Here is a 19,505-nt window from a genome sequence, read left to right as displayed (position 1 = left end):
CCGGCTCGCGGGGCCGCAGTCAAACCCCGCCTGTATTTTGCCCTCCATCATCTCTCTCTCCCACACTCCGGGGGGGGGGGGGGGGGTGTTTTTGTGGGGGGGGGGGGGGGGCGGCCCCCCCCCCCACGCCACCGCGCTGGGCAAGGCGGTGCTCTCCCAGCTCGACCCGGCCGAGGTGCAGCGCCGGCTCACCTGGCCGCTGGAGAAACTGACGCCGGACACCGTCGTCGACCCGGACGCGTTCCTGGCCGAACTCGCCGAGGCGCGGCTGCGCGGCTGGGCGGTGGACGACGGGGAGAACGCGGTGGACGTCCGGTGCGTGGCCGTTCCGCTCGGCGTGGCCCCGGACGGCGGGGACGCGGTGGGCTGCTCGGCGCCCCGCAGCAGGATGGGTGACGAGCGGATCGAGGAGGTGGCCCGGGCGGTGTCCGAGGCGGCGCACTCCCTGACCATGCTCCTGAAACGGCTCGGCCAGCACTGACGTCCGGGCGGCCGGTGCCCCCCGCGCGCCCGAGTGCCCTGTGCCGAGGGGCCGTTGACAAACGAGAGTCGCACTCCATACGTTCGGATGACAGTACGTCATTCTGATGCCAGAACGCCGGAGTGTGCATGGCTCAGCCAGACGCCCGCACCCGCCTGCTCGCTCCGGCCCCCTGGGTCGAGGAGCGCGGGGCCAGGATCCGCATCACGGCCGTACGCACCTTCCTGACCGCCCCGCACGGCTGCCCGCATCTCGTGGTGCGCGTCGAGACCAACGAGCCCGGGCTCTACGGGCTGGGCTGCGCCGGCGATCCGCAACGCACCCTCGCGGTCCGTTCGGTCCTCGACGACTACCTCTGCCCGCTGCTCGCCGGACGGGACCCGGACGACATCGAGGACCTGCACCGGCTCGTCCTCAACAGCGCCTACTGGCACGGGGGTTCGTTCACCGGGAACGCCCTCGGCGGGATCGACGTCGCCCTGTGGGACCTCAAGGCCAAACGGCTCGGCGTGCCCCTGTACACCCTGTTCGGCGGCCGGGTGCGTACCGGTGCCGAGGCGTACACCCACGTCGACGGCGCCGACGCCGAGGAGATCGCCGACAAGGTGACCGTGGCGCGGGAGCGGGGATTTGGCCATGTCCGCGTCCAGGCCGCCGTGCCCGGCTCCGACGCCTACGGGGTCGGCGGCGCGGCCGATCCCGAGGCGGTGCGCGAGCGGCGCGTGCCGTGGGACTCCGTGGCCTACCTGCGCATCGTCCCCCGCGTCCTCGGCCGGGTGCGCGAACTCGTCGGCGACGACGTGGAGTTGCTGCACGACGTGCACGAGCGGCTCGACCCGCGCCAGGCCAGGGAGTTCCTGCGCCGCGCGGAGGACGTCGGCCTGTACGTCGTCGAGGACCTGCTCGCGCCCGAGGACTGCGCCCACTTCGTACGGCTGCACGCCGCCTTCCCGGTGCCGCTGGCCGTGGGGGAACTCTTCAACGACCCACAGCAGTTCGTGGCCCTCCTGAAGGAGCCCGACATCGACTTCGCACGTCTGCGCGTCCCCACGCTCGGCGGCCTCACCCCGGCCCGGAAGCTGGCCGCCCTGTGCGAACTGCACGGGGTCCGCCTCGCCCCGCACGGCCCGGCCGACGTCAGCCCGGTCGCCCAGGCCGCCACCCTCGCGCTCGACGTCAGCAGCCAGGCGTTCGGCGTGCAGGAGGCGGCCGTCTTCAAGGACGCGGTCCACGACGTGTTCCCCGGCACCGTGGTGGCGCGCGACGGACTGCTCGTACCACCCGCGACGGCCGGCCACGGCGTCGACTTCGACGAGTCCGCGGCCCGCCGCCACCCTGTGCCCGAACCCCTCGGGCACGACCGGTGGGCGCTGCTGCGCAACGCCGACGGGAGCGTGCAGCGGCCCTGAGCCCCGCACCAGGAGGGCGGGGCCGGGACGGCGGCCGGCGGCGGACATCGGGGATCAGCCGCCACAGATCCGGAGATGGCCGCGGTCGCCCGCTGGCCGGGGCACGGCGTCGGCGCCGCTGCCGGCGGACCGGCGTCCCGGCACCGCGGCGCGGTGCGAGAAGGTACTGCGGAAGAGCGTTCGGCGTCTGCGCACGGTGGGCACACCTCGGTCGGGTCGGGCGCGTGATGGACAGGCAGCGCCGCTGCGCCGACATGTAAGTCCATCAGATTGATTTACGTCAACGGGTGCGGCAGACCCAAGTTCCGCGCGGCACACGGATGGTGACGCGCGCCCGGGCGCCCGCGGCCGCTATGACACGCGCCGCCCGCACGAACCGGACACCCCGCCGCGTTCCACCCGGCGGCGGCCCGCCCCGCCGTGCGCTCCTGTCGCCTTTCGTTCCCCGTTTTGTCAGTCTGTTTATTTGACGTGCGCCCCCCGATTCGGAACCTAATTCGCCTGACGGAAACAATCGGCGACGCGCTCAACTGCAAATTCAATGCGCGCGGTACGAAGCGTTGACTTGATAACACACTTGGTTTTACATGGCGGTCACTGGCTGGACACGAAGGGGACCCGCCATGCTTGACGAGCGCATAGCCGCATTCCTCGCCGAACGGCTGCGACCGGCCCTGTATCCGCTCCGCATCCCCCTCGATGTGAGCGCCTGGCACCTACCGGGTGAACCGGTGCCCGCGCAGGTGGCCCTGCGCGCCGACCACGAGCCGTTCGCGGTGGGCGACATCTGGGGGCGACCGGGGTCGACCTCCTGGTTCACGGCGCGGGCGTCGGTGCCCGAACGCTGGGCGGGCCGCCGCGTCGAGGCGGTGTTCGACCTGGGCGGCGACACGGTCACCCGGCCGCAGGCGCTCGTACGGGACGAGTACGGCGCACCCCTGCGGGGACTGCACGCCCCGCATCCGGACCCGGTCCTCGTCGCCGAACGTGCCCGCGGGGGCGAGCCCGTGCACCTCCTGGTCGAGGCCACCGTCACGGACGGGTCCTGCGACCCGCCGCCGTTGCGGCTGCGCCGCGCCGACCTGGTGGTGCGTGACGACGCGGTGTGGCGACTGCTGCACGACATCCGGGCCCTGCACCGGATCCACCGGTCCCTGCCGCGGGACGCACCGCGGGCGATCCGCATCCGCGACGCCCTGGAGCGCGCGCTGGACGCCGTCGATCCGCGTGCCGTCGCCCGCACCGCCCGGGCCGGCCACGCCGTCCTCGCACCCGAACTCGGCGGCGCCGGCCGGGCCCTGCCGGCCGGGTACAAGCTGGTGGCGGAGAGCGCACCCGTGCCGCTCGGCTCCCTGCCCCTGCACGAGGCGGTCCGCGCCGGTGCCCGAGACCTCAGCACCCTCGCCGCCCTCGCCGAGGAATACCCCGGCCTCGTCTGTGTCGCACCCGACGTACAGCACTACGCCTGGATGAAACAGCACGAGCCGCAGTTGTTCGAGCGGCTGCGCAAGATGATCGCCGACGGCACCTGGGTACCGGTCGGCGCCCTGTGGGCGCAGTCCGCCACCGAACTGGCCGGCGGGGAGGCGCTGGTGCGTCAGTTCACCCACGGACGCCGCTTCCTGCGCGCCGAGTTCGGCACCGACAGCGACGGCGTCTGGCTGACCGACGTCCGCGGCGTCTCGCCCGCACTGCCGCAGATCGCGCGGGCCGCCGGTGCGCACTGGCTGCTGGTCCCCCGTGCGGACCGGCCGGCGCGGCACCGGTCCTTCCGCTGGGAGGGCATCGACGGCAGCGGCATGCTCGTCCATGTCCCGGGCCGCGCGACGGACCCACGCGGCGACGACGGTTCGCCCGTGTCGGCCCTGCGGACCCTGCACCACCCCGACCGGGCCGCGCTGGAAGAGGCCGCCCGGCTCGCGGACCCGCACGGCCCGCCGCGGCACGTACCGCACCCCCTCACCCGGGCCTGGCACCCGGCACACCCGGTCGCACCCGGGCCGGACGCCGAAGCCACCGTGCGCGGCCCGCTCGACCTCGCCCCCCACACCGGGGAGTTCACCAGCCAGGCACGCACCAAGCGCGGAAACCGGACCTGCGAAGCGCTGCTCCACGAGGCCGAGTTGTGGTCGGCGGGCGCGGCGGTCCGCACCGGCACGCCCTACCCGTACGAAGCGCTGGAGCGGATCTGGACCTCCGTCCTCACCCAGCAGAGCCACGGGATCCTCGCCGGCGCCGCCGTCGCCCGGGCCCGGCAGGATGCCGAGGACATCCACCACGACCTCGGACGCCGGCTCACCCGGCTGATCCACCGCGCGATCGGCGCCCGCGGGGACGCGGCGGTGCACAACCCCGCGCCGTTCGGCCGCCGTGAAGTCGTCCTGCTGGAACGGGAAGCCGTCCTGCCCGAAAGGGCGGACGGACCAGCGACGGACCAGGAGGGCATCAGGGCCGCCGGCCTGCCCGCCGTCGCCCAGGTGCTCGCCGACGGCCGGTGCGCGGTGCTCGCCGAGGCCCCCGCCCATGGCACCGGAAGCGTCGGCATCGCGCTGGACGACACGGCACCGGTCACGGCCCGGCGCACCCAGGACGGCCGGCACATCCTCGACAACGGTCTGCTGCGTGTCACGGTGGACGGCGACGGCCTGGTCCGCTCCCTCGTCGACCTGGCCACGGGACGCGACGTCATCGCCGCCGAGGGGGCCGGCAACCTCCTGGAACTGCACCGTGACGAGCCTGTCACCGACCCGGCCCGCACGCTCGCCCTGGGCAGCGAACGCACCCGCCGGGACCTGACCCGGGCCGAGGAGATCGAACTGGTCGCGGCCGGACCCCTGGTGGCCACTGTACGGATCAGCCGCGGCAACGGCCGCTCCGTCTTCACCCAGGACCTGACGCTGACCGCGGGCAGCCCCTCCCTGGTGGTCGACACGGAGGTCGACTGGCGTGAACGCGACACCGCGCTCAAACAGACCTGGCCCCTGGACGGGCCGGCCGCGCACAGCCGGTGCGGCATCCCCTTCGGACACACGAGCCACGGTCCGGCCGACGGAGCGGAGCGACCCCTCCAGCGCTGGATCCACGTCGGCGCGGCCCACTGGGGCGTCGGCTTCGCGAGCGACACCCCGCACGGCCACGACATCGTCCGGCGGGACCGGGACGACGGGGGCACGAGCACCGTCGTACGGCACACGCTCCTGCGTGCCCCGCGCGGACCCGACCCGTACGCCGACCGGGGAGCGCACCGCTTCCGGCACACCGTGCGGCCGGGCGCCACGGCCGGCGACGCCGTCGAGGACGGCTATCTCCTCGCGCTGCCCCTGCGACCGGGGACGGCGGCGCCGGCGGCGGACCCCCTGGCGTGCACCGATCACCCGGACGCCGTCGTGGAGACCGTGAAACTCGCCGACGACCGCAGCGGGGACGTCGTCGTACGCCTCTACGAAGCCGGCGGCAACGCCGTGCGCGCCGCGCTCACCGTCGATTTCGCCGTCGCGGCCGTGTGCACGACGGACCTGTCGGAGGAGAACGCCGAGCCCGCTCCGCACGACGGTTCCCGCATTCCGCTGAATCTCCGCCCGTTCGAGATCCGCACCCTGCGGATCACCCGAGCCCAGCCCGACGAGGAGCCACCCGGTGCCTGAACCCCACCGCGCGGACACCATGACGCCGCAGACCGGTGCCACACTGCGGGCCTGGGCCGCGAACGGAGGCGCCCTCGCCCTGCGCGCCCGGATCGTGCTCCTGACGGCCGAAGGCTGGCGCGACGCGGAGATCGCCCGCCGGCTGGGCGTCTCCCGGCAGACCGTGGGCACCTGGCGCCACCGCTGGCACAGCGACGGCCTGGCCGGCCTCCGGCAGCGACCGCGCACCGGCAGACCCGTCACCGTCGACGAGGCGGAGGTCGTCACCCGGACCCTGCTCGCACCCGGCGGCAGCGGTGCCAGCCGGGCCATCGCCCGTGAACTGGGCCTGTCCCACGCCACCGTGGCGGCGATCCGCCGACGCTGGAACCTCACCCCGGACCACCCGCTCGTCCCCCGCGTCCCGACCCGTCCGCCCCTGCCCGGCACCGACGTGTGGGTGATGGGCCTGTACGCCGACGCGGACCGCGCCGTACTCCTCGTCGGCACGCGGGCGGAGACCAGCCGTCCCGCGACCGCCGCCACGGTGATCGACGCGCGGGCGGTGGCAGGGCTGGACCGGGCGCTGGACCGGCTTCGCCTGGAACCCGCCGCGAGCGACGAGGAGTTCGCCGCCTTCCTCGCCGATGCCGCGGCCCGCCACCCGGACATCGCCCTGCATGCCGTCGCCCTGTGGCCGGGCGCCGGCGGACGACCCGGCGGCTCCCCCGTCAGCCACCACGACCTGCCCGTCCGCGCGAGCTGGCGTGGCTTCCTGAACGCGCTGATCGCCCTGGACAGCACGAGCCACCCGGAGTCGTCGCGCCGGGTGTTCCTCGACCTCGTGGCGGCGCTCGAACGTCCCACGGAACCGGACGGCCGCCCGGTTCGCTGGCTGCGCGAGCCCGTCGCCGAGCACCAGAGCCGGCCGGACGGCGCGGAGCAGGCCCCGGACGCGCCCGCGTTCAGCGGGGTCAACCAACTCGACCTCGGCTCGTTCAACGAGTGCGTGGTGATCGAGACGGTGCGCCTCGCGGGCACCGTCACCCGCGGTGAGATCGCCCACCGGACCGGCCTCACCCAGCAGTCCGTGTCGCGTATCGCCCGCTCGCTGCTCGACCGCGGTGTCCTCGTCGAGGACGCCCAGCGCCGGGCCACCTCCGGCAAACCGCGCACTCCGGTGCGGCTGTGCGGAACGGCGGCGCACGCGCTCGGACTGCACATCGACCCGGAGGTGCTCACCGCCGTCGTCATCGACCTCGACGGCGCCCTCGTGTGCACCTGTACGCGGGCCGTCAGCGCCGAGACCGACCCCGCCGAATTCGTGGCGCAAGCCGTCGACCTGGTCCACGAAGCACTCGGCAAGGCGCACGGCGCGGTCCGCGAGGACGGCTTCCTGGGCGTCGGCGTGGCCGTGCCCGGACCGGTCGACATCGCCTCCGGCACGGTCCTCGGACCGCCCCTGATGCGCGGCTGGCAGGATCTGCCGCTGCTGTACCTCCTGAAGGAGCACTTCCCCTGCCCGGTCCTCATCGAGAAGGACTCGCTCGCCGCGGCGGCGGGGGAGCGGTGGATCGGGCGTGACCGCAGGGCCCGGGACTTCGCCTACCTCTACCTCGGCACCGGCGTCGGCTCGGGCCTCTACCTCAACGGCGACCTCTACCGCGGAGTGAGCGCGAACGCGGGTGAGTTCGGCCAGCTGTGCGCGCTCGCCCTGGACCGCGTCGCGGCGGACGGCAGGCCCGAGATCCTGCCCGAGTGCAATCCACCCGTGTCCGTGCCGCAGTTCGCCGAGCGGCTCGGACTGCGGACGCCCGCACCGGCACGCAGCAGCACCGCGGCGTACCGGGCCGTGGGACGTGCGGTGGCGGCCGGTCACCCGGGCGCGACCGCGGCGCTGCGCGAAGTGGCACGGGCCGTCGGACGGGGCGCGCTGGGCCTCGTCGACCTGCTCGACATCGACCTCATCGTGCTGGGCGGCCCGTTCTTCACCGACGATGTCGCCGACTGCTACCTCGACGAGATCGGCCGCGCCGTCAACGAGTTCCCCACCGCCCGCCGCCTCAGGCGGGTCCACGTGGAACGCTCCGTGCTGAGCGCGGAGGCGGCAGCGGTGGGCGCCGCCTCCACGCTGTTCCACGCCACGTTCACCCCGCGGCTGAAGGGGCGTGAGCGGGGCTGAGGTGAAGCAGGGAGCCACCCGCCCCGGCCCCGCTCGGCATCATCGGACCGGGGCGGTCGGCCGCTGGGCGGTGAGGGCGATCTGCCCCTTGAGCATCCGGCCGCCGTCACCGGTCAGGCGCAGGTAGTAGTCGGACGAGCAGGCCGTGCCGTCCTCGTCGAGCGCCCAGATCCCCGAACCCGAGGGCACACCGGCCGCGGTCGTGGCCGTCTTCGCGATCTGATTTCCCTCGTTGAACTCGTCGAACATGGAAATGTAGATGCCCTGGGCACCCACCCGCACCATGTTGTAGAACTGGCGCCACATGAAATCACCGTGCGCCCGGTGGCGCTCCTGGAGGTCCCCCGGCAGGACGCACGGCTGGTAGTCGATGCCGTGCGCGTCGCAGTCCGCCTTGTCGGGCGTATTGACGCTGGTGAAGAATTGATCGGACTGGGCGGCGCTGGAGATCCGGCCCACCATCCACGGGGAGATCATGTTGAAGGCATGGTACACGTCCGAGAAGCCGGCCCGTGAATCATCCGTACCGGTGCGCCAATGCGTGGGCACGCCGCCGATCACGTAACAGCCCTGGGCCTTGAACCAGTCCACGACGTCTTTGCACGGCGCCGGTTCGAAAGGTCTGCCGGAGTCATTGAAGCCGAATCCCCAAATGCAGACCACGGGTTTACCGTTCTGGCGTGCATAAGCGCTGGACGCGGTGTGGGCCTGCATTTTGGACGTCCAGTCCTCTTTGATCTGGGACTGCATGGAGGTCCAGCCGGTGACGTCGTACATGATGTAGAACTTGCGCCCGTTCGCCTCGGCCGACTGGCGCACTTTCTGCGCCATTCCGTCCCGGGTCGGCCCCTCGGATCCGAAGGGGTTGAAACGTTGCAGGGCCGCCGTGTCGATGTTGTTCTCACGCATCCAGCGGAAATGCGTGTCGACGGTCTGCTGGTCCCAGGAGGAGAAGAGCTGGGCGGGCCCACCGCCGTTCAGATTCGGATACGCGGTGGTGAAACCGCGCGAGTATTCCGACATGTCGGGCCAGGACTTGATGGTGGTGTTGGACGGCGACGGCGGCTTGCTCTTGTCCTGGCTCCAGTGCCACCAGCTGTCGATGGGGGAACCGTCGCCCTGGCAGGCGAACCAGCCCTGGTATCCGACCGAGATCTTGCCGACGACATCGCCGGGCGGGCTGGCGGCGGCTGCCGACTCGGCCGCGACGGCCCGCGGCAGGGCGGCCATGGTGCCGATTCCGGCACCGGCCGCGAGAGCGCCGCCGAGCATCCTGCGTCTGGTGATCGCCATGGAGTTCCTCCAGTGGGGGTGGAGTTTTGTCGGCTGTCAGCAAACCCAGTGGCCTGCTCAACGTCAATCCCCGAAACGGTAATTCTGTTGTGCAGATTCATATGTCCGGCCGGAATACGGGGTGCGGGTGGAGCCGGCGACGGAAATGGAAAATAAGTGTTCTGACACAGGGGTGGGTCATTCGTGCGGCCGGCCCATTCGGTGGTCGTCGCACGCGGCGGGCTCGGACCATTCAGGGCGGCCCGCGGAGCCGTCCGCCCCCGGCCGACTGCCGGGCCGACACGGACTGCCGGGCACCTCCCGCGCGACGGGCTGGTCCAGGTGGCGGGCGGCCCTCGGCCGGACGGGACGGCCGGATCTCCGCCGTCCCCGCCGACGCGGAGTCACAGCCGACCGGCTGACCGGACGACCGGGTGACTGACTGACCGGCCGCCTGGTCGACCGGCCGATCAGCCCCGGTCTGCCGCCGCGCCGTCACGTTGCCGTCGGCCGCTGGGGCGCCCCCGTCGAGCCGACCGGTGCCGGACTGATGCCAGACCGATGCCGACCAGGCCACGCCGTCACGGTGCCCGGCCGCCAACTCGCTCGCCGAAACGCATGACATCCGAGTTACTACAACGTATTGACAAACTTCGGCGGCGGTTCATAAGTTCACATGGCAGCACACCCGACGTCGCCGGTCAGGGGCAGTTCCTGCTCCGGCCCGACCCGTCGGGCGAACACCACTCGACCCCGACCGCCGCGCCCCACCGCGCGGCGCTGATGGGAGCGTGCAATCACCTTGACCACCGACACCCGGCGGGCGCTCGTCGTCCGCGGCGGTTGGGACGGGCACCAGCCCGTGACGATCAGCGACGCATTCGTCCCCTTCCTCAAGGAACAGGGCTTCGTCGTCGAGACCTCCGAAGACCTCGCGGTGTACGACGACGCGGAGCGCCTGGCCGCGACCGACCTGATCGTCCAGTGCTGGACCATGGGAACGATCACCCGGGAACAGAGCGAGAACCTCGCCGCCGCGGTGCGCGCGGGCACCGGCCTGGCCGGCTGGCACGGCGGCATCGTCGACTGCTTCCACGACCACAACTACCACCTGCTGACCGGTGGCAAGTTCGTCATGCATCCGCCGGGCTTCCACGACCACACCGTGCACGTGCTGCCCGAGCGGGCCGACCACCCCGTCGTCGCGGGGCTCGCCGACTTCGACGTCCACACCGAGCAGTACTGGGTGCTCACCGACCCGCACATCGAGGTGCTGGCCACCACCACCTTCCCGGCCGACGAACTCAGGGACCGGCCCGCGGTGATGCCCGCCGTGTGGACCAGGACGTGGGGAACGGGACGGGTCTTCGTCTCGACCATCGGGCACAAGCCCGACGACTTCGACGTGCCGGAGGTCCGCACGTTGACCGAAAGGGGACTGCTGTGGGCGAGTCGCTGAAGCCTCTGAACATCGGCATCGTGGGCGCTGGAAAGATCAGCGGCGCCTACCTCTCGACACTGGAGCGTCTGACGTCCGTGCGGCTGACCGCCGTCACCGACCTCGACCAGAGCCGCGCGGAGGCTGTCGCGGCCCAGGCCGGGGACGGGGTGACCGTGGCGCCGACCGTGGCCGACCTGGTGGCCAGGGACGACGTGGACGCCGTCCTCAACCTGACGATCCCGGCCGCGCACGCGGAGGTCGCCCTCACGGCGCTCGCCGCGGGCAAGCACGTGTACGGCGAGAAGCCCCTCGCGGCCAACCGCAAGGAGGCCGACGCCGTGCTGGCGGCGGCGCGCGAGGCCGGACTGCGGGTCGGCTGCGCACCCGACACGGTCCTCGGCACCGGCACCCAGACCGCGCGCAAGGCGGTCGACGACGGTCTGATCGGCACCCCGGTCGCGGCCACCGCCTTCATGACGACCAAGGGCCACGAAGCGTGGCACCCGGACCCGGAGTTCTACTACCAGCCGGGCGGCGGCCCCCTGCTCGACATGGGCCCCTACTACCTCTCGGCCCTGGTCCACCTGCTCGGCCCGGTGGTCAAGGTGACCGGCGCGTCCTCCCGGCCGCGCAAGCAGCGGACCATCGGCAGCGGTCCCCGCGCGGGCCACACCTTCCCGGTGGAGGTGGACACCCACATCACCGGCGTCCTCGAACACGCGGGCGGGGCCCTGTCCACGCTGGTCATGAGCTTCGACGTGCGCGCCGCGCGGCTGCCGCGGATCGAGGTGCACGGCACCGAGTCATCGCTGTCCGTGCCCGACCCGAACGGCTTCGACGGCACCGTGGAGATCAACCGCGGGGACGGCTGGGAGACCCTGCCCGTGTCCGCCGGCTACCGGGACGCCGGGCGCGGCGCGGGCCTCGCCGACCTGGCCGAGGCACTGTCGGCCGGGCGGGCGCACCGCGCGTCGGCCGAGCTCGCCGCGCACGTCCTGGACATCATGCTCACCCTCATGGACGCGGCGGACCAGGGCCGCGCGCTCCCGGTGACCAGCACCTGCGAGCGTCCCGCCCCGGTGACCGAGCCCGGCGACTGACCGAAACCGGTCGCCTGCACCGCCACCGGCAGCCGTTGACCGAACCCGACTGCCCCACCGACCCTCGACTGCCCGCATACGCTCGCAGCTACAGGAGACCCCCTTCATGCACGACGACCGGAACCTGGTCGAAGCACGCCTGGACCGCGTCCTCAGAGAACGCATCCGGCCGGCAGTCCACCCCGTCACCACCCCCTTGACCGTGGAGATCTGGTCCACCCCGGGCGAACCCGTGCCCGTGGCCGAGGGCCTGGCGGCATCCACCCGCCCCATCGCCACCGGCACCCCCTGGGGCACGCCGTGGGGCACCAGCTGGTTCAAGGTCACCGGCACCGTTCCCGCCGAGTGGGCGGGCCGTACCGTCGAGGCCGTGCTCGACCTCGGTTTCACCCCGCGCACCCCGGGCTTCCAGTGCGAGGGCCTCGTCTACCGGCCCGACGGCACCCCGGTCAAGGGACTCCACCCGCGCAACGCGTACATCCGGGTCGGGGCGCCGGTCACGGGCGGGGAGCAGGTCCACTGGCACATCGAGGCCGCCTCCAACCCCGACCTCGACGCGAGCGGGGTGCCGTTCCAGCCGACGCCGATGGGTGACAAGGCGACCGCGGGCGACGCACCGCAGTACGTGCTCGGCGAGATGCGGCTGGCCGTCTTCGACGAGACGGTGTGGAACCTGGTCATGGACCTGGAGGTGCTCGGCGAGCTGATGCGGGAGCTGCCCCTCGACGGGGCGCGCCGCTGGGAGATCCTGCGCGCGGTCGCCCGCGCGCTGGACGCCGTGGACCTCCAGGACGTGGGCGGCACCGCCCAGGCCGCCCGGGACCAGCTCGCCGGAGTGCTCTCCGCGCCCGCGGTCCCCGCGGCGCACCGCATCAGCGCCGTCGGTCACGCGCACATCGACTCCGCGTGGCTGTGGCCGCTGCGCGAGACGGTCCGCAAGGTGGCCCGGACCACGTCGAACATGACGGCCCTGCTGGAGGACGAACCCGACTTCGTCTTCGCCATGTCCCAGGCCCAGCAGTTCGCCTGGATCAAGGAACACCGGCCCGAGGTGTACGCCCGGGTGAAGAAGGCGGTCGCGGAGGGCCGGTTCGTGCCGGCCGGCGGCATGTGGGTGGAGTCCGACACCAACATGCCCGGCTCGGAGGCGATGGCCCGGCAGTTCGTGCACGGCAAGCGGTTCTTCCTGGACGAGTTCGGCATCGAGAACGACGAAGCCTGGCTGCCCGACACCTTCGGCTTCGCCGCCGGCCTGCCGCAGATCATCAAGGCGGCCGGCTCGACGCGGCTGCTCACCCAGAAGATCTCGTGGAGCCGGACCAACAAGTTCCCGCACCACACCTTCCAGTGGGAGGGCATCGACGGCACCCGGATCTTCACCCACTTCCCGCCCGTCGACTCGTACAACTGCGAGATGTCCGGGCGCCAGCTGGCGCACGCGGCCCGCAACTTCAAGGAGAAGGGCGTCGCCACCCGGTCCCTCGCCCCGACCGGTTACGGCGACGGCGGCGGCGGCACCACCCGCGAGATGGTCGCCAAGGCCGCCCGCATGCGCAGCCTGGAAGGCGCCCCGGCCGTCGAGTGGGAGTCCCCCGCGGCCTTCTTCACCAAGGCCGAGGCCGAATACCCCGACCCGCCCGTGTGGGTGGGCGAGCTGTACCTCGAACTCCACCGCGCCACGCTCACCAGCCAGGCGCAGACCAAGCGCGGCAACCGGCACAGCGAGTCCCTGCTGACGGAGGCCGAGCTGTGGGCCGCGACGGCCGCGGTGCGCGCCGGCGCGCCCTACCCCTACGAGGAACTGGACCGGATCTGGAAGACGGTGCTGCTGCACCAGTTCCACGACATCCTGCCCGGCTCCTCCATCGCCTGGGTGCACCGCGAGGCGCGCGAGACCTATGCGCGCCTCGCCGGGGAACTGGAAGGCATCATCGAGCGTGCGCAGCGCGCGCTCGCCGGTGACGCCTCCGGCGCCGGCCAGTTGGTGTTCAACTCGGCCCCGCACGCCCGCGGCGGCGTCCCGGCCGGTGGCGCCGCCGCGCTCACCGTCCCGGACGCCGTGGTCCCCGTCCCGCGTGAGGGAGGCGGTTACGTCCTCGACAACGGCCTGCTGCGGGTCGAGATCGACGGACGCGGGCTGGTGGTCTCCGCGTACGACATCGCCGCGAACCGGGAGGCCGTCGCGCCGGGGCAGGCGGCCAACCTGCTCCAGCTCCACCCCGACTTCCCCAACCAGTGGGACGCGTGGGACGTCGACCGCTTCTACCGGAACGTCGGCACGGACCTCACCGAGGTGACCGAACTGAGCGCCGACGGCGCCACGGTGCGGATCGAGCGGGCCTTCGGCGACTCGCGCGTCACCCAGCTCCTGTCGGTGCCGGCCGACGCCAAGCGGCTCGACATCGACACCGAGGTGGACTGGCACGAGCGGGAGAAGTTCCTGAAGCTGGCCTTCCCGCTGGACGTGAAGGCCGACCGGTACGCCTCCGAGACCCAGTTCGGCCACGTGCACCGGCCCACGCACCAGAACACGAGCTGGGAGTGGGCCAAGTTCGAGGCGTGCAACCACCGCTTCGTCCACGTCGACGAACCCGGCTGGGGCGTCGCGGTCGTCAACGACGCCACGTACGGCCACGACGTGACCCGCGCGGTACGGACCGGCACCGACGAGGGCACCACGACCACCGTACGGGCGTCGCTGCTGCGCGCACCCCGTTACCCGGACCCGGAGACGGACCAGGGGGTGCACCGGTTCCGGCACGCCCTGGCGCCGGGCGCGACGATCGGTGACGCGGTCCGCGAGGGCTACCGCGCCAACCTGCCCGAGCGCCGGGTCACCGGAACCGCCGAAGCGGTCGCCCCGCTGGTGACCGTGGACGACGACGCCGTCGTGGTGAGCGCGGTGAAGCTGGCCGACGACCGCAGCGGCGACCTGGTGGTACGGCTCTACGAGGCGAACGGCGGCCGTGCCCGGGCCACCGTCTCCGTCGACGGTTTCGCCGCCGACGGTGCCGTCCTCACGGACCTGCTGGAACGCCCGCTCGCCGACACCGGGCGGCCCGGCACGGCGGACGGCACGGTCGTCCTGGCTCTGCGGCCGTTCCAGATGGTGACCCTGCGCCTGCCGCGCGCCTGACGAACCGCCGTACCGGCACGATCAGCACGTACCGAAAGGGAGCCCACCATGACAGTCCGAGCGACACGCTCCGCCCCTCCCGAGGCGGTCTGCGTGATGGACCCGGCCGTCGCCGAACACGTGCTCCCGCCGGAGCTGCGTGCACGGCTCGCGTCGCTGGTCCGGCTCGCCCCGGACCCGGTGGGCTCCGGTGCCGGCGCCGCGTTCCCGGACGCGCTCATCGACGCGGAGGTCCTGATCAGCGGCTGGGGGTGCCCGCGCCTGACCCCCGAGGTGCTGGCGCGGGCCCCTCGACTGCGTGCCGTCGTGCACGCGGCGGGCACCGTCAAGTCGCTGGTGAGCGACGCGGTGTGGGAACGCGGCATCGTCGTCTCGTCGGCGGCCGACGCCAACGCGGGTCCGGTCGTCTCCTACACCCTCGCCCTCATCACGCTCGCCGCCCGGCGCACCCTGACCATGGCGGCCGGCTACTCCGCCGGGTGGCCGGACTTCGCCGGCCGATCGGGCGCCGACGGTCTCACCGTCGGCGTCATCGGCGCCTCGCGCATCGGCCGCCGGGTCATCGCCGAACTCGTCAGGTCCGACGCGGGTCACCAGATCCTGCTGAGCGACCCGTACGTGACGGACGAGGAGGCCCGCCGGCTCGGCGCGCAGCGAGTGGAACTGGCCGAGCTGTGCCGCAGGTCCCGGGTGGTGAGCGTCCACGCACCGCTCCTGCCCGAGACGACCGGCCTGCTCGACGCCGAGATGCTCGCACTCTTCCCCGACGGCGGTGTTCTGATCAACACCGCCCGGGGCGCCATCGTCGACACGGAGGCCCTGACCAGGGAGTGTTCCTCCGGCCGTCTCGAAGCGTATCTCGATGTGACGGATCCCGAACCGCTGCCGTCCGGCCATCCCCTGCTGTCCCTGCCCCATGTGCTGGTCACCCCGCACATCGCCGGCGCTCAGGGCAGCGAGGTGGCACGACTCGGACGGTACGCGGTCGCGGAGGTCGAACGATGGGTGGCGGGGGAGCCGCTACAGGGTGAAGTCACCCGCGAAGCGCTCCCACGCCTGGCCTGACACACACAACCAGGAAAGCAGTATCAACCCGATGGACGCTGGATCATCGAGCACATGTAGATAAACCTTGCCAACCCGGGGACGGCCGAAGCCGTCCGTCCCCGGTGAAAGGGCGTCACGTCATGACAACGCTTGAACAACCGGCCGCCGCCTCGGCCCATGAGGACAGGCGGCCGGACAAGGGCCGTTTCCGGTTCCTGCGCCCACGTCGCCGCCGCGACATGGCCCTGTTCTGGTTCCTGATACCGGGCATAGTGGTCCTGCTGCTGTTCCACTACATCCCGCTGCTCGGCAACGTCATTGCCTTTCAGGACTACCAACCTTACATCGGGATCATGCACAGCCGGTGGACAGGTTTCGACAACTTCTCCGTCATCTTCAACGGTGACCAGCAGTTCGTCCACGCGCTGATCAACACTCTGGAACTGACCCTGATCCAGGTCGTGTTCGTCTTCCCCGCGCCCATCCTGCTGGCGCTCGCGCTGAACAGCCTGGTCAGCGAACGGGTCAAGAAGTGGGTACAGAACGTCCTGTACCTGCCGCACTTCCTGTCCTGGGTGGTCGTCGTCTCCCTCTTCCAGCAGATGCTGGGCAACGACGGCATGCTCAACCTGTTCTTCCAGGCCCACGACATGGGCACCTGGAACATCATCGGCAACCCCGATCTGTTCAAGTCGCTGCTCACCTCCCAGGTGATCTGGAAGGACACCGGCTGGGGCACGATCCTCTTCCTCGCCGCGCTCTCCCGCGTCGACCAGAACCTGTACGAGGCCTCCGCCATGGACGGCGCGAGCCGTCTGCGCCAGACCTGGCACGTCACCCTGCCCGCCCTGCGCGGCCTGGTGATCCTGCTCCTGATCCTCCGCCTCGGCGACGCCCTGTCCGTCGGCTTCGAGCAGATCCTGCTCCAGCAGCAGGGCGTCGGCCTCGACAACAGCGAGGTCATGGACACCTATGTCTACAACCACGGCCTGGTCGGCGGTGACTGGGGCGTGAGCGCCGCCGTCGGCCTCGTCAAGGGAGTTGTCGGAGTCGTCCTCGTCCTGGGCGCCAACAAGATCGCCCACTTCTTCGGCGAGGAAGGCGTATACCGCTCATGACCACGCTGTCACCCGCACACCCGGTACGTCGCAAGCCGCGCAAGTCCTACAGCGCGATTCCCGGCGAGACCTCCGGTGCCCTGCCGTGGCGCACTGCCAAGTCGCTGATCCTGCTGATCTGCGTCGTCCTGGTCCTGCTGCCCTTCCTGGCGATCATCTCGACGTCGCTCGCCGACCCCATCCAGGTCACCAAGGCCGGCGGCTACGTCCTGTGGCCCGACCACGTCACGTTCGACTCCTACAGCGCGCTGCTCTCGGGCGGCCTGGTGTCCAAGGCGATGCTCGTCAGCGTCGGCGTGACCGTCGTCGGCACCGCCCTCAGCCTCGTCTGCTCCATCACGCTGGCGTACGGACTCAGCCGCCCCGGCTCCTTCGGGCACAAGCCCGTGCTCATGCTGCTGCTGATGTCGATGCTCTTCGCGCCGGGCGTCATCCCCAGCTATCTGATGGTCAAGCAGCTCCATCTGATCAACAGCTACTGGTCGTTGATCCTGCCGACCGCGATCAACGCGTTCAACGTGATCGTGCTGCGCTCCTTCTTCATGAATCTGCCCCAGGAGCTGATCGACGCGGCCCGTATGGACGGCGCCTCCGAACTGAAGATCCTCACGAGGATCATCCTGCCGCTGTCCAAGGCGTCCGTCGCCGTCATCGGACTCTTCTACGCGGTGACGTACTGGAACGCGTTCTTCAACGCCCTGCTGTACATCAACGACGCGTCGAAGTGGCCCATGCAGATGGTCCTGCGTACCTACGTCGTCAACAACTCGCAGCTCAGCGGCGGCCAGCTGAACGTCGCGGCCGGTGCGGTTCCGCCTCCGACCCAGTCGCTCCAGGCCGCGATCCTGGTGCTGTCGATCGTGCCCATCGTGATCGTCTACCCCTTCCTGCAGCGGCACATGAACAAGGGCGTGATGGTCGGGGCGGTGAAGGGATGAACACCAGCATGAACCCACCTCTGAGTCGCCGGGGTTTCCTCGCCTCTGCCGTCGGCGTCGCGGCCGGTCTGACGCTCGCGGGCTGCGGGGACTACCGTGCGCCCTCGGCAGGCAAGGCCAACGCGACGGCTCAACTGCCCACGTACATCCCGTACCAGGGTGTTGAGACATCGATGCCGGCGACTGCCGCCGGTGTCGCGCCCGGCTATATGAAGTACCCGGCGAACCCGGTCAAGGCATTCCCTGACGGCCCCCCTGCCAAAGGGCCCGCCATCGACATCATGACCTTGATCTTCAACCCGGTGCCGCCGCCGGTGAACCGCAACGTCATGTGGCAGGCCCTCAACAAGAGCATCGGCTGCGACCTCAACTTCCAGATCACTCCCGTCGGCGACTACCCGGCCAAGTTCGCCGTGACCATCGCGGGCGGCGATCTGCCCGACGCGATGCTGATGCTGCCGCCCAAGAGCAACACCGCGGCCACTCCGGACATGCTGGACACCCTGTGCGAGGACCTCACCGAGCACCTGTCGGGCGACAACATCCGGGACTACCCGTATCTCGCCAACATTCCCAGCGCTTCCTGGGCTCCCTGTGTGCGCAACGGCGGGATCTACGCGATCCCGATGCCCCGGCCGCTCGCCGGCGGCCCCAACTACACCCGCCTCGACCTGATCAACGAGCGGGGGCTCGACCCGAATCCGAAGTCCTGGGACGAGTTCGCCAAGCTGTGCAAGGACGTCACGGACCCCAAGAAGCAGCAGTACGCCCTCGGCGACAGCGTCACCGCCTGGAACTTCGTGATGCAGATGCTCAGGGGTCCCAACAACTGGGCTGAGGAGAACGGCAAGTTCACCTGGTACTTCGAGACCGAAGAGGCCAAGCAGTCCCTCGACGCCGTCCGCCAGCTCACCAAGGCCGGCGTCATGCACCCCGACACGTACACCCTCCTGGGCAAGGCCAAGGACTGGTTCGGCACCGGACGGACCGTCATGAACCCTGACGCGCCCGCGGCGTGGAACGACTACTACACCACGTACGCCCCGGCCACGAAGGGGTTCGACGTGGGCTACATGCTGGCGCCGGGCTACGACGGCGGCAGCGGCGGCCAGTGGGCGGGCTCGGCCAACTACGCCACACTCATCCTCAAGAAGGCACCCAAGGCACGCATCAAGCAGATCCTGCGCGCCATGAACGCCCTGGCGGCTCCCTTCGGCACAGACGCGTACCTGCTGCGCAAATACGGTGTCGAGGGCCCGGACCACACGCTCAAGGGAACCGACCCGATCCTCACCCCGCAGGGCCAGTCCGAGGTGTACCTGCCCACCATCTTCGCCACGGACGCGCCGTTCACCCTGTATTACCCGCAGAAGCCGGAAATCGTACCCACGCAGTACGACTTCCAGACGAAAGCCGTCAAGGAGCTGATCCCCAACCCGGCCGAGGCCCTGTACTCGCCGACGGACTCCCGGAAGTCCCTCCTCATGCAGACGACGCTGGACGACACCCGCAAGGGCATCATGCAGGGACGCCTGCCGCTCAGCGAGTGGGACGACGCCATGAAGAACTGGCGCAAGGAGGCCGGCGACCAGATCCGCGCCGAGTTCGAACAGGCTTGGGAGGCCCGTCACTCATGAACCGCACCCCCGCCGAGGACCGCGCCCACTGGGAGCGGACCGCGGACCGGCTGCTGCTCGCCGTGCGACGCTACGGCAGTGAGGACCACGCCTTGGTCCAACTGCCCGGTGTGCCGAGCCA

Annotated in this window: 12 protein-coding genes; 11 read left to right on the top strand and 1 reads right to left on the bottom strand. The window is 71.2% G+C overall.

What is annotated here, in order from left to right:
* Positions 1 to 85: 85 nt before the first annotated feature.
* The 4 genes from ACFY2B_RS39430 (at position 86) to ACFY2B_RS39415 (ending at position 7,695) form a co-directional block, all read left to right on the top strand.
* Positions 86 to 481, top strand: coding sequence for an IclR family transcriptional regulator (locus ACFY2B_RS39430; protein ID WP_390767875.1), 396 nt, complete (start codon positions 86 to 88; stop codon positions 479 to 481).
* A gap of 128 nt (positions 482 to 609) precedes the next feature.
* Entirely contained in the window at positions 610 to 1,890 is a 1,281-nt protein-coding gene (locus ACFY2B_RS39425) for an enolase C-terminal domain-like protein (protein ID WP_390767874.1), read from the top strand.
* Positions 1,891 to 2,513: 623 nt separating this feature from the next.
* A complete protein-coding gene (locus ACFY2B_RS39420; RefSeq protein WP_390767873.1) occupies positions 2,514 to 5,534 on the top strand; it encodes an alpha-mannosidase in 3,021 nt (1,006 codons plus the stop codon).
* The gene (locus tag ACFY2B_RS39415) at positions 5,527 to 7,695 is read left to right on the top strand and encodes an ROK family protein (RefSeq protein WP_390767872.1); all 2,169 of its coding nucleotides are present in this window, start codon (positions 5,527 to 5,529) and stop codon (positions 7,693 to 7,695) included. The genes ACFY2B_RS39420 and ACFY2B_RS39415 overlap by 8 nt, the downstream gene beginning before the upstream one ends.
* Before the next feature lie 39 nt (positions 7,696 to 7,734).
* Here ACFY2B_RS39415 and ACFY2B_RS39410 read toward each other — a convergent pair whose 3' ends face one another.
* Positions 7,735 to 8,988, bottom strand: a complete 1,254-nt coding sequence (locus tag ACFY2B_RS39410) for a glycoside hydrolase family 71/99-like protein (protein WP_390767871.1) — start codon at positions 8,986 to 8,988, stop codon at positions 7,735 to 7,737.
* A 781-nt stretch (positions 8,989 to 9,769) separates the two neighbouring features.
* Between ACFY2B_RS39410 and ACFY2B_RS39405 the strand changes: the two genes are divergently transcribed.
* The 7 genes from ACFY2B_RS39405 (at position 9,770) to ACFY2B_RS39375 (ending at position 19,384) form a co-directional block, all read left to right on the top strand.
* Entirely contained in the window at positions 9,770 to 10,426 is a 657-nt protein-coding gene (locus tag ACFY2B_RS39405; RefSeq protein WP_390767870.1) for a ThuA domain-containing protein, read from the top strand.
* Positions 10,411 to 11,508, top strand: a complete 1,098-nt coding sequence (locus tag ACFY2B_RS39400) for a Gfo/Idh/MocA family protein (protein WP_390767869.1) — start codon at positions 10,411 to 10,413, stop codon at positions 11,506 to 11,508. Before ACFY2B_RS39405 ends, ACFY2B_RS39400 begins: the two co-directional genes overlap by 16 nt.
* Before the next feature lie 106 nt (positions 11,509 to 11,614).
* Positions 11,615 to 14,644, top strand: coding sequence for an alpha-mannosidase (locus ACFY2B_RS39395; RefSeq protein WP_390767868.1), 3,030 nt, complete (start codon positions 11,615 to 11,617; stop codon positions 14,642 to 14,644).
* A gap of 48 nt (positions 14,645 to 14,692) precedes the next feature.
* Positions 14,693 to 15,709 carry a hydroxyacid dehydrogenase gene (locus ACFY2B_RS39390; RefSeq protein WP_390767867.1) on the top strand — a complete coding sequence of 339 codons (1,017 nt, stop codon included), beginning with the start codon at positions 14,693 to 14,695 and terminating at the stop codon, positions 15,707 to 15,709.
* Positions 15,710 to 15,831: 122 nt separating this feature from the next.
* Entirely contained in the window at positions 15,832 to 16,809 is a 978-nt protein-coding gene (locus ACFY2B_RS39385; protein ID WP_390767866.1) for an ABC transporter permease, read from the top strand.
* Positions 16,806 to 17,747, top strand: a complete 942-nt coding sequence (locus ACFY2B_RS39380; RefSeq protein ID WP_390767865.1) for a carbohydrate ABC transporter permease — start codon at positions 16,806 to 16,808, stop codon at positions 17,745 to 17,747. The genes ACFY2B_RS39385 and ACFY2B_RS39380 overlap by 4 nt, the downstream gene beginning before the upstream one ends.
* An 8-nt stretch (positions 17,748 to 17,755) precedes the next feature.
* Positions 17,756 to 19,384, top strand: a complete 1,629-nt coding sequence (locus tag ACFY2B_RS39375) for a substrate-binding domain-containing protein (RefSeq protein ID WP_390767864.1) — start codon at positions 17,756 to 17,758, stop codon at positions 19,382 to 19,384.
* Positions 19,385 to 19,505: the final 121 nt, after the last annotated feature.

It is taken from the genome of Streptomyces sp. NPDC001270 (assembly GCF_042896695.1).
GTDB lineage: Bacteria > Actinomycetota > Actinomycetes > Streptomycetales > Streptomycetaceae > Streptomyces.
The sequence above is the reverse complement of the archived record's forward strand: the minus strand, read 5'-3'. Positions and strand labels throughout refer to the sequence as shown.

Excerpts from the sequence above, each read along its gene's own strand:
- ACFY2B_RS39425 (WP_390767874.1), top strand. The coding sequence starts at position 610 with ATGGCTCAGCCAGACGCCCGCACCCGCCTGCTCGCTCCGGCCCCCTGG.
- ACFY2B_RS39420 (WP_390767873.1), top strand. The coding sequence starts at position 2,514 with ATGCTTGACGAGCGCATAGCCGCATTCCTCGCCGAACGGCTGCGACCG.
- ACFY2B_RS39410 (WP_390767871.1), bottom strand. The coding sequence starts at position 8,988 with ATGGCGATCACCAGACGCAGGATGCTCGGCGGCGCTCTCGCGGCCGGT.
- ACFY2B_RS39395 (WP_390767868.1), top strand. The coding sequence starts at position 11,615 with ATGCACGACGACCGGAACCTGGTCGAAGCACGCCTGGACCGCGTCCTC.
- ACFY2B_RS39390 (WP_390767867.1), top strand. The coding sequence starts at position 14,693 with ATGACAGTCCGAGCGACACGCTCCGCCCCTCCCGAGGCGGTCTGCGTG.
- ACFY2B_RS39385 (WP_390767866.1), top strand. The coding sequence starts at position 15,832 with ATGACAACGCTTGAACAACCGGCCGCCGCCTCGGCCCATGAGGACAGG.
- ACFY2B_RS39380 (WP_390767865.1), top strand. The coding sequence starts at position 16,806 with ATGACCACGCTGTCACCCGCACACCCGGTACGTCGCAAGCCGCGCAAG.
- ACFY2B_RS39375 (WP_390767864.1), top strand. The coding sequence starts at position 17,756 with ATGAACCCACCTCTGAGTCGCCGGGGTTTCCTCGCCTCTGCCGTCGGC.